The sequence below is a fragment of the Micromonospora sp. NPDC005220 genome, from assembly GCF_040607895.1.
Lineage (GTDB): Bacteria > Actinomycetota > Actinomycetes > Mycobacteriales > Micromonosporaceae > Micromonospora.
Map to the genome: position 1 here is coordinate 1 of NZ_JBEXHP010000155.1, position 10,354 is coordinate 10,354.

General features: G+C 69.6%; 9 protein-coding genes and 1 pseudogene. 7 read left to right on the forward strand and 3 right to left on the reverse strand.

The annotated features are described in order from the left end of the window. On the forward strand, window positions 1-2,116 hold a 2,116-nt coding region (locus ABZU52_RS30105; protein ID WP_354974329.1), incomplete at its 5' end, for an ATP-binding cassette domain-containing protein. Between the two features lie 8 nt (window positions 2,117-2,124). On the opposite strand, the gene ABZU52_RS30110 is transcribed toward ABZU52_RS30105, so the two are convergent. Next, on the reverse strand, window positions 2,125-2,904 hold the full coding sequence (locus ABZU52_RS30110) for a MerR family transcriptional regulator (protein ID WP_354974330.1): 780 nt from the start codon (window positions 2,902-2,904) through the stop codon (window positions 2,125-2,127). Between the two features lie 323 nt (window positions 2,905-3,227). Between ABZU52_RS30110 and ABZU52_RS30115 the strand changes: the two genes are divergently transcribed. The 5 genes from ABZU52_RS30115 to ABZU52_RS30135 all read left to right on the forward strand — a co-directional run bounded on the left by ABZU52_RS30115 (window position 3,228) and on the right by ABZU52_RS30135 (window position 8,848). Beyond that, window positions 3,228-3,590, forward strand: a complete 363-nt coding sequence (locus tag ABZU52_RS30115; protein ID WP_088948969.1) for a hypothetical protein — start codon at window positions 3,228-3,230, stop codon at window positions 3,588-3,590. 147 nt (window positions 3,591-3,737) lie between these two features. Then, a complete protein-coding gene (locus ABZU52_RS30120; protein ID WP_354974331.1) occupies window positions 3,738-4,112 on the forward strand; it encodes a hypothetical protein in 375 nt (124 codons plus the stop codon). Window positions 4,113-4,139: 27 nt separating this feature from the next. Next, window positions 4,140-5,306 carry a YcaO-like family protein gene (locus tag ABZU52_RS30125; RefSeq protein WP_354974332.1) on the forward strand — a complete coding sequence of 389 codons (1,167 nt, stop codon included), beginning with the start codon at window positions 4,140-4,142 and terminating at the stop codon, window positions 5,304-5,306. After that, the gene (locus ABZU52_RS30130) at window positions 5,299-6,696 is read left to right on the forward strand and encodes a TfuA-like protein (RefSeq protein ID WP_354974333.1); all 1,398 of its coding nucleotides are present in this window, start codon (window positions 5,299-5,301) and stop codon (window positions 6,694-6,696) included. The genes ABZU52_RS30125 and ABZU52_RS30130 overlap by 8 nt, the downstream gene beginning before the upstream one ends. Before the next feature lie 10 nt (window positions 6,697-6,706). Continuing rightward, window positions 6,707-8,848, forward strand: coding sequence for a radical SAM protein (locus ABZU52_RS30135; protein WP_354974334.1), 2,142 nt, complete (start codon window positions 6,707-6,709; stop codon window positions 8,846-8,848). Window positions 8,849-8,889: 41 nt separating this feature from the next. Here ABZU52_RS30135 and ABZU52_RS30140 read toward each other — a convergent pair. Beyond that, window positions 8,890-9,024: pseudogene (locus ABZU52_RS30140) on the reverse strand (hypothetical protein); the annotation flags it as partial. A gap of 162 nt (window positions 9,025-9,186) precedes the next feature. Further along, a complete protein-coding gene (locus ABZU52_RS30145; RefSeq protein ID WP_354974335.1) occupies window positions 9,187-9,423 on the reverse strand; it encodes a hypothetical protein in 237 nt (78 codons plus the stop codon). Between the two features lie 701 nt (window positions 9,424-10,124). Here ABZU52_RS30145 and ABZU52_RS30150 point away from each other — a divergent pair. Then, window positions 10,125-10,262, forward strand: a complete 138-nt coding sequence (locus tag ABZU52_RS30150; RefSeq protein WP_354974336.1) for a hypothetical protein — start codon at window positions 10,125-10,127, stop codon at window positions 10,260-10,262. Window positions 10,263-10,354: the final 92 nt, after the last annotated feature.

Consider the following 10,354-nt stretch of genomic DNA (forward strand, 5'->3'; position numbering starts at 1 on the left):
GCTTGCGCACGACGTCCTGGTCGAAGGAGTTGCGGTACACCTCGCCGCCGTCGAAGTCCGCGGCGACGTGCAGGAAGTCGTTCCAGAAGTCGACCCCCGAGCGTCCAGCTTGTTCTTGCGTGAGGTGCGGCTGCCGGACCGATGGTGGCGGCGGGACCTGGGGCCACTGGTGGGGTGGCGGGCCGGCGATGACCCGGAGCGCGCAGTCGCGGTGCCGCTGGTGTTCCGCCGAGGCCGCTACCACCACGTCGACCCGGACACCCGGGCGTACGCCCCGATCGACGCGAGCGTGGCCGCGACGTTCGCTGCCGAGGCGACCGAGGTGCAGGCGCCGCTGCCGCCGACCGCTCGGATGCGCCACCTGCTGCGGGCCGGGCTGGTCGGTGCGTCCCGCGACGTGCGGGGTCTGCTGTTCGCCACCACCTGTGTGGCACTGCTGGGCCTGGGCGTGCCGCTGGCCACCGGCGAGGTGATCGGCCAACTGGCCCGGCGGGGCGAGGTGAACGGCCTCGGCGGCTTCCTCGCGCTGATGCTCAGCGCTGCGGTGGTCGCCGGGCTGGTGGGTGTGGTGCAGAACCTGCGTCTGCTGCGGTTGGACGGCCGGATGCAGTTCGGCGCGCAGCTGGCGATCTGGGACCGGCTGATGCGGCTACCGGCCCGGTTCTTCGCCGGTCGCAGCAGCGGTGAGATCGCCAACTCGATGTTGGGGATCTCGTTCGTCGGCGAGGCGCTGAGCGCGCTGCTGCCGCAGCTCGTCTCGGCGGCCGCGATCGTCGCGGTGACCCTCGGCATGCTCCTGGTGGTCGAGCCCGTGCTCGGGCTGTGGGGAGCGGGGATCGTCGCCGTCACCATGCTGACCTTCGGCGCGTTCGCCGTACTGATCGTCCGTCAGCAACGGTCCGCGCTGCCGGCCGAGCACCGGGCGGCAGCGATGACCAACCAACTGCTCGGCGGCATCGTCAAGATCAAACTGGCGGCCGCCGAAACCCGTGCCCACGCACGCTGGTCGGAGGTGGCCGCGACGGCCCGAGCGGCGCTGCAACGGGTCCGGCAGAGTCAGGCGGCTCTGGTCGCCTTCGGCACCGTGCTGCCGGTCGCCGGTCAACTGGTCCTGTTCGCCGTGCTGATGGGGCCGCTGGCCGGCAGGGTCACGCCGGCCGACTTCTTCATTGTCAACGTCGGTTTCGCGATGCTGCTCGGCGCGCTGCTGGTGCTGGTGTCGGCCGGGGTGGAAGTCATCGCGGCGGTGCCTCGGCTGGGCAGCCTGCGGGAGATCCTGCGCGCCGACCCCGAGGCGCGGCCGGACCGGGTGGACCCGGGGGAGTTGCGCGGCGAGATCGCGCTGCACCGGCTCACCTTCGCCTACCAGCCGGACGAGCCACCGGTGCTCACTGACATCGACCTGCACGTCCGCCCGGGTGAGTTCGTCGCCATCGTCGGGCCGAGTGGCTGCGGGAAGTCCACGCTGCTGCGGTTGCTGCTCGGCTTCGAGCGCCAGCAGCAGGGCGCGGTGCTCTACGACGGCCAGGATCTCTCCGAACTCGACGTGCACGCGGTCCGCCGGCAGTGCGGGGTGGTCCTGCAGGATGGCCAGCTCTTCGCCGGCTCGGTCCGGGACAACATCTGCGGCGCCGGCAGCTTCCCGCTCGACCAGGTGTGGGAGGCGGCGCGGATGGCCGGTCTCGCCGACGACCTGGAGGCGCTGCCGATGGGGATGAGCACGATGGTGCCGTTCGGCGGTGGGACGCTCTCCGTCGGGCAGCGCCAGCGGGTGCTGATCGCCCGCGCGCTGGCCCCGCTGCCCCGGATCATCTTCCTCGACGAGGCGACCAGCGCCCTGGACAACCGGACCCAGGAGGTGGTCAGCCGGAGCACCGCGGCCCTGGCCGCGACCCGGGTGGTCATCGCTCACCGGCTGTCCACGGTCCGTGCGGCGGACACCATCGTGGTCCTCGAAGCAGGGCGGATCGTTCAGCGGGGCAGCTTCGACGAGTTGATGGACCAGCCTGAAGGGCTGTTCCACCGGTTGGCGCGGCGGCAACTGCTCACCGAACCGGAACGGTCCGGCACCGTGGCGGAGAGCCCGCAGGCGGACGGGCAGCCCGCAACGAGCTGACGACCCGGTCAGCCGTTGTCGATGACCGTGCTGTCCTCCAGGCACACGTCCGCGTCGAGGTGGTTCTCCAGCAGCTCGGCGATGTGCGCCTCCGACTGGTTCTCCACGGCGAGCCGGAACGCCTCGGTGAGTACGTTGACCACACCCTGGGTCAGCAACAGGGTTTCCCGGTCGAGATCGGCCCAGGACGACCGGGCGTCGCCGCGGACCAGCTCCGGAGCGAGGGTCAGCAGCCGGGCGGTGACGGCGGCGACCAACTCGTCGGCTACCGGCCGGAGGCTGTCCAGCACCTCGCTGAGGGTCTGCAGTGCCGGCACCGTGCCCACCCGTACCCGATGCAGGTCCAGGGCGGCGCGTAGCGGGCGTGGCCGGACGGTGCGGACGGTGCCGTCGGTGGTCCGGCCGATCACGCCGTGCCGGGTCAGCGCGTGGGCCAGCGCGGGACGGTCGGCGGTCAGGCGTTGCAGCATCGCGGTGAGCCCGTCGGGCGCCTCGTCACTGGCCCGGACCCCGAGCATCGCCTCGATGGACACCAGGTTGAAGCCCTGTCGTTGCAGGGCGAGGATCGCGTCCAGCCGGCGGACGTGGGAGTCGTCGTACAGCGCCGCCCGACCACGCCGCACCGGCGGGGGCAGCAGTCGCCGGGCCTGGTGGGCACGGATGTTGCGGGGCGACATGCCCACCTTGCGGGCGAGTTCCTCCACGCTGTACCCGCCCGGGCCGCCGGGAGTCGTCGTCGCCTCGTCGATGGTCACGGTGGCCTCCGGCAGCAGTCGGTGACGGATCACGGCAACCCCGTCGAACCGCTGTCACGCTGTGCGGTCCGCCGATCGCAGCTTAGGTGTGCGCACCGGGCGGGTGACAGGCGAGGAATTACTACTTGTCCACAGTGGTGACAGTCATTATGATCGCCATCCGCCGCAAGTCGCTGATTCCCAATTACCCGACTTTCGCCGCAGCGCGACCTTTTCGCGGCCACATTCGATGAAATTCCCGCTCTCCGGACGGGCCAGATCCACCGGTGACCCACGATGAAGCGAAACCGGCGGCCCGGAACCTCCCGCGCTGCCCGTCGCCGCCACCGGCGGTCGACCATCGAAGGGAGCAGGGTGTGACACCTGTCGATCGAGCGGTCTTCGTGGCCGCGTACAGCCGGCTGGTCGCCGACGTCTGGGCCGACCCGGTCAAGGAGCAGGCGCTCGACCGGGACCCACGCGGGTTCCTCGCCGGCTACGGGCTTCACCTGTCGGAGGATGTGCAGGTCCGGGTGGTGCGGGACGTCGCCGACACCGATCCGGACCTTGAGGTGCAGGTCGAGTCCTGGCAGCAGGCGGGGACCACCGGCACCTTCGTGCTCTTCGTGCCGTCGCTGTTGCCGGTGGCCCAGGCGGAACTGGCCGAGGACGAACTGGACAGCGTCGTCGCCGGCCTGGACCCCAGCTGTGCCTGCTGCTGCCCGTGCTGCTGCACCTGACACCGAAGTCAGCCGCCCACCGGTCGGCGCGGCAGATTCTGATGGCACTCAGACGAAATCATTGATTGTCGAACCTCGATCTTCGTAGCGTTCTCGCCACAGCGATCACCCCCGTCTGGCAGCGACCCCCGAGGAAAGGACCGAACGATGAGCAATGACGAACAGGAATATGGCGCGAGGTTCGTGACCAAGTACTCGGAACTGGTCACCGCCGTATGGCGCAGCGACGAGGAACTGCAGCGCCTGCTCGCCGACCCGACCGGCTACGCGACGGCGGCCGGCCTGCCGGTCGCCGCCGGCTCCCGGGTCGAGGTCGACCGCGCCCAGCCCGCCACGCTCTACACCAAGGACCAGATCGTCGCCGACTGGGCCGGCACGCCCGGCCTGCACGTGCTGCACGTGCCCGAGGTGCCGCTGGTCGACCTCAACGAGTTGACCGAGGCCGAGTTGGAGACGGTCGCCGGTGGCGTGGCCCCGGTGGCCGACAACAACGTCAACATCATCGCCGTCCTCATCCTCTGAGTTCCCCACCCCTCGCCGGGAGCCTCGATGACTGACACGACCGAGACCATCGCGTTCCGATCCGGCACCTACCGGACGGCCACCGTGGAGCAGACCTGGGAACGGATCGGGGGCCTGCTCGACCGGTTCCGGATCACCCGGGTCGCCGACATCACCCGGCTCGACGAGATCGGCCTACCGGTGCACGTCGCCTACCGGCCGGTCGGAGCCACCATGGCGGTGAGCGTCGGCACCGGCGCCACGACGACGCAGGCCCGGGTCAGCGCGGTCATGGAGAGCATCGAGTCCTGGCATGCCGAGAACCTCCGGCCGGGGACCGTCGTCCGGTCCCCGGCCGAGGCGCTCGACCTGCCGTACGACGTCCGGTGGCTACACCTGGCGGAACGATCACCCCTGACCCCTGCCGTCGAGCTCGACTGGGTGGCTGGCCGTGGGCTGGTGACCGGCGCGGATTGCCTGGTGCCCCGCGCCACCATCGAACTCGACTTCACCATCCGGCGTGGCTGGGACCGTGCCCTGTTCACCCCCAGCAGCAACGGGCTGGCCACCGGGAACACCTTCGCCGAGGCCAGCCTGCACGCTCTGCTGGAGGTCGTCGAACGCGACTGCATCGCCCCGTACTGCACCTCACCGTTGGCCGAGCGCACCTACGCCGACCCGGGCACCGCCACCAACGCGATGACCCGCACGGTGCACGAGGCGCTGGTGCGGGCCGGTTGCTGGGTGGAGGTCTGCGACATCACCAACGCGGTCGACGTACCCTGCTACGCCGCCTCGATCTGGTCGGAGGACCTCCCGGTCACCTTCGGCGGCTTCGGCTGCCACGTCGACCCGGAGATCGCCGTCGGTCGGGCCATGGCGGAGGCGGCGCAGTCGCGGCTGGTCATGGTCTCCGGAGCCCGGGACGACATCGACGCCACCGCCTACCACGACGTCGGCGCACCGCCGGTGCCGCCTCCCACCGTCGACCGGCCCGTCCGGCCGGTCCGCCGGGATGCACCACCCGTGGGGGACGTGACCCAGGTGCTGCGCGAGCTGGCGTCACGGGTGCAGCGGGTCACCGGCGTCGAGCCGTTCAGCGTGGACCTGACCCACGACGACATCGGCATCGCGGTGAGCAAGGTGTTCGCCCCCGGCCTGCGGATGTTCGACGAGCGGGCCCTGAGTACCCGACCGGGAGTGCCCCGTGACTGACGTCGTCTTCATCGGTCCGAGCCTGCCGCCCGACGAGGTCGGTCGGCTGCTGCCCGACGCGGTGGTGCTGCCGCCCGTCGCGCACGGCGACCTGCTCCGCCTGGACGTTGCCCCCGGCGACCGGGTCCTCGTCATCGACGGGTTCTTCCTGCAACACCCGCCGGTCCGCCACCGGGAGATCCTCGACCTGCTCGACCGTGGCGTGACAGTGGCCGGCGCCGCCAGCATGGGCGCGCTGCGCGCCGCCGAGCTGTGGCCGTTCGGAATGCGTGGCGTGGGCGAGGTGTTCCAGCTCTACCGCGACGGGGTCGTCACGGGCGACGACGAGGTGGCGGTCGTGCACGGGCCCGCCGAGGAAGACCACCGCGCGTTGAGCGTCCCGCTGGTGAACATCCGGGTCGCGCTGCGCCGCGCCGTCGCGGCCGGCGTGCTCAGCGACGCCGAGGCTGTGCTGCTGCTGGGCATCGGCCGGGACCTGCCCTTCCGGCGGCGGTCGTACCAGGCGTTGGAACGCAGCGCGCCAGCCGAGGCGGCGGCCGTGGTGGGCCGGTTCCTGATCTGGCACCGGCGGAACCCCTGCGACGCCAAGGGCGCCGACGCACGGATGCTGCTGTCAATGGCTGCCGACAACGCGCCCGAGCTGTGCCCGGCGCACACCGACGATCAGCCGATCGACAACCTGCACACCCGATTCCTCGACAGCTGGCGGTCGCGGTTCGCCGGAGAGTCGGTCGGCGGGCACTGGGCCAGCGACCGGGAGGCCGCCGCGGTGCTGATGCTGTTGCATCCCGAGTCGGCGGCCTGGCACCGGCGGGGGGTGCTGGCCGGGCTGGCCGAGGTCGACATCGACGACCCGGTGGTCGAGGAACGCGCCAGGGAGGTGGCCCGCCGGCGAGGGCTGACCGGTGCGCCGCCGAGCGGGTGGGACTGGCTGACCGACCGGGAACGGGGTCTCGACGACCGCGAGGCGGTGCTGCGGGTGTTGGTGCGGGCGTTCGGCACCACGCCGTACCGCAGCCTGGCTCTGTGGATGGTCGCGGCGCCGCTGCGTACCCCCGCGATGCTCACCGCGGCACGGCAGGTCGCGGCGACCGCGGCGTCGCTGAACGAGACGCTCGTCCCGCGTACGACGGGGCACCGCCGCCCGGGTGCTCGGCTGCACTTCCGCACCGAGATCGTCGACGCGTGCTTTGCGAGGCTGTGGGGCTGTGCCGCCGACGGGCTGGAAGCGGCGGCGTGGGACCGGGGCTTCGTCGACCTTGCGGCGTTCCGGTACGCCGCCGAACCGTTTGTCGCGTACGTCAAGGCGTTCGGTGCCCCGCGACTGCCCGCGGTGGACACGCGCACGCGGGAGCACACCCTGGCCGGTTCCGCGGCCCGGGCCGGCTGAGGAGGAGTCGATGGGCGGCACGGTGAAGGCAGCACTGATCTACCCCCCGCTGACCGATCCCACCTCGGGATACCATTCCCTGAACTACCTCGATTCGTACGCCCGGGCACAGGGGCACCAGCCGGCGGAGATCATCGACGCCAACATCGAGGCGTTCCACCACTCGTACACCCCGTCGGCGTACGAGTGGCTTCGGCGGGAGCTGTCCCGGCTCTCGATCGACGACCTCAGCGGCCCGGACGCGCTGATGGCCCGGGCGAACCAGCTCGGCCTGCCCGACCCCGATCCGGAGCGGCTGCGCCGGTCGATCGGGGTGCTGCAGGATCCGACCCTGTTCTACGACTACCGGCACTACCAGGATGCCGTCGAGGGCGTGATCTCCTGGATGGACGCGCTCGGCACGGTCGGGTTCCCCGGGCAGTTCCACGCAGGCTTCCGACTCCACCCACCGCCGATGATCTCGATCGGCTCGGTGGCCGCGCTGACGGACGAGGCGCTGCTCGCTCGGCTCAACCGGCCCTTCCTGCCGTACTACGAGGACGTGCTGATCCCACGGCTGGTTGCTGGCGGGCACCAGGTGATCGGCATCAGCGCCACCTACCAGTGGCAACTGCCGTTCGCGCTCCGGATCGCCCGACTCGTCCGGCAGGCCTGCCCGGACGTCTTCCTCATCGCGGGTGGCACGGAGATCTCCGACGTCTGGAAGTGCGCCAGCAAACCCGAGTACGTCTTCCAGGTGCTGGCCGACTTCGACGCGATCGTGGTCGGGGAAGGGGAAAGCGCGTACACGGAAATCCTGGACGCGGTGGCGACGGGCACGCTGCCAGCCGGGCACCCCAACGTCCGGCTGCACCCGAAGTACGGCCGCCAGCGTCAACTGCCCCTGCGCTACGAACGTCTGGCGCAGGTGCCGGTCCCGGACTTCTCCGGCCTGCCCTGGGACCTCTACCTCAGCCCGGAGCGGTTCGTCTACTATTCGCCGACCCGAGGCTGCTACTGGAACAAGTGCACGTTCTGCGACTACGGACTGAACACCGACGGTCCCACCAGCCCATGGCGGCAGGACACGGTGAGCACCATGATCGCGGACGTCACCGAACTGTCGAAGTTCGCCAAGTTCATCTACTTCTCGGTCGATGTGCTCGCCCCGGCGACCATTCTGCGCTTCGCCGAGCAGGTCGTCGAGCGAGGGCTGGACTTCCGCTGGGGTGCCGAGATCCGGCTGGAGAAGTACTGGTCGGACGAGCGCTGCGACTTACTGAGGCGCAGCGGCTGCGTGGCCATCTCAGTCGGCTTCGAGTCCGGTAACCAGCGCATCCTCGACCTGATCGACAAGGGCACCAAGCCGGAGCAGGCACGACGCACCATGATGGCGATGACCAAGGCGAACATTGGTGTGCAGATGATGGGCTTCACTGGTTTCCCCACCGAGACCCGCGAAGAGGCGCTGGACAGCGTCAATTTCCTGCGTGACAACCCGGACCTGTGGACCCTCGGCGGGCTCGGCGACTTCATGCTGACGCCGGGCGCCATCGTCGCCAAGGAACCGGACCGGTTCGGCATCACCAACGTGCGGCCGGTGGAGGGATCGGACATCGTCCGGATGCTCAAGTACGACGAGCCGGTCACCGAGGCCGCGCAGGCCGAGGTCGCCCAGGCCAAGGCTGGACTGAACCCCGGGCACTACCACCGTCCGTGGCTGGGCGCCACCGACACCCCGCACACGTTCTTCTACCACGACCGGTACGGCACCGCGGTACGCGGCGTCCTCGCCCACGACCGGGTACGCCACGACACCGACGACCAGACCGAGTTCCTCGCCAACGGCGCCTTCGTGGATCGCGACGACGAGCAGGTCTGGGACGCATACCGGCGAATCCGATCCGACGAGCAGGAAGGCGTCCCCGGCGACCTGCCGGCGGACCGGCACCTGTTCCGCCGGGTCGACGGTCAGGTGTTCGCACTCAACCGCAGCAGCCGGCTGTTCCTGGATCTCTTCAGCGCGCCGCTCACCCTCGCCGAGGCGCAGCGTCGGCTCTGGATCGTCGAACCGACCGTCGCGGACCGGGTCTGGCGAACCTTCATCGGGCAGCGGCTGATCCGCCGGCATCGGCTCCCGGCCGAGCCGGCGCTTCGTGCACCGGCGAGGTAGACGTCTTGGCGGGCGGTCACATCGGCGAAGTCGGCGGGCCCGTCGAATCGGACGTACCCGAATGATGCAGTGCCACCAAACGTTGCGCCTTTGAACACCGCCTGGTCCCGGAATCGGGCGGTGCGGACGTTCGGTCCAGGGCGCGCCGAGCCGACTTTGAGCGCGTCGTAGGACACGAGACCGGGCGTCCCGAAGTCCGCAGAGCCGTGGAAAGCGGCACCGACGAACGAGGCCGGGCCACCGAAGTCGGCGCCCGTGAAGATGGCGGCAGGAACTCTGCGCCGTTGAAGTTCACGGCCCCGCTGGCAGGGTTACCTGACGGCAGACGACCGCTCAATTCAGTCGTCCCGCAAGCCGAGCAGACCCCAGCGCTGCCGCCACTGCTCGATCCACTTGACCTTGATCTTGTGGTGTACGGAGTCAGGATTGACCGGCCGTCTCCCGCCGTTTGCCAGGAGGAATTCTTGGTGTCGTTTCGCGACTTCGTTCCCTACCCAGATCGCGGGAGCGACGTAGTACTCAGTCGGGTTCGCCCCTAGATCGACAAAGATCCAGTAGTGCTCCTTCCGCGCCACATCGCGACCAGATGATCTTCGTCCGTATTCTATTGAAGTCTGCCAGTCTCCCGAGGTCTTCGCCGTTACCCGTGCGAGCACAGAATCTGCTAAGTCGGACCAATCGGAAGTGGGTGTAATTTCGACCAGGCGTCCGGTCAGTCTCGCGCTACCCCCTCGCCTTCCGATCTCGGTGAGAGCACTCGTTATCCCAGCTTCATGGACCTCGCCGTTGGTCCGCTTTCGCTCCATACCGCATTTTGCAACGCGCCTCCGAAAAGCGCGAGAACCCGAAGGCGCCTGGGATGCACCGTCGCGGTACGGCAGGCTTTGCGTGGCGACGCTCCACGGGACCCAAGGGCAGGACGCGTGACACTGCCACCCTGTGGCGCGCCAGAACTCGTCGCACAAGCGGTAAGGGGGCGCATCATCAGGACGCGTAGCCAATGGCCGGGAAGCTTCGTGTGTCGGTGGCCCGGTCATGCTCGGAACATGTGCAGCGATCGTCGTTAGGCGTCGCTCCCCGGGAGGAAAGGGCCCGGGAGAGTCCCTGCTGGGCGCGGGAGGCTCGCCGTAGTCTTGGCCGCATACCACCCGTCGGCCAGTCAAGCCTCGCTCCAGCACACTCCGCTGCCGCACGGTGGGGCCAGCAGCGGCGTCCAGACCGCGAGGGTCGGCCGGACTCCGATAGGTTGCCGCCTCTCAATACACTGGGCCGGGTCGTGACTACGGAGGTGCCGGGAGTGCGGGATGTCCTGCTCGCGGATCTCGTAGGCCGGGTCAGCGACTTCCAGGCGGGCGGACCCTCGCAGCGGGTATTGGATGCCGAAGGGCTGGCTGTCGCGGCCGATCTGCTGTGAGCTACCCCCGTTTTCATGGAGCTTCTTAATCATGGTCTGATGGCCATGGGGAGGAAGTTTCTGTGGCGGCACCGAAGAAGTACCCCGATGAG

Coding starts and splice junctions, on each gene's coding strand:
- ABZU52_RS30120 (WP_354974331.1), top strand. CDS start 3,738: ATGAGCAATGACGAACAGGAATATGGCGCGAGGTTCGTGACCAAGTAC.
- ABZU52_RS30125 (WP_354974332.1), top strand. CDS start 4,140: ATGACTGACACGACCGAGACCATCGCGTTCCGATCCGGCACCTACCGG.
- ABZU52_RS30135 (WP_354974334.1), top strand. CDS start 6,707: ATGGGCGGCACGGTGAAGGCAGCACTGATCTACCCCCCGCTGACCGAT.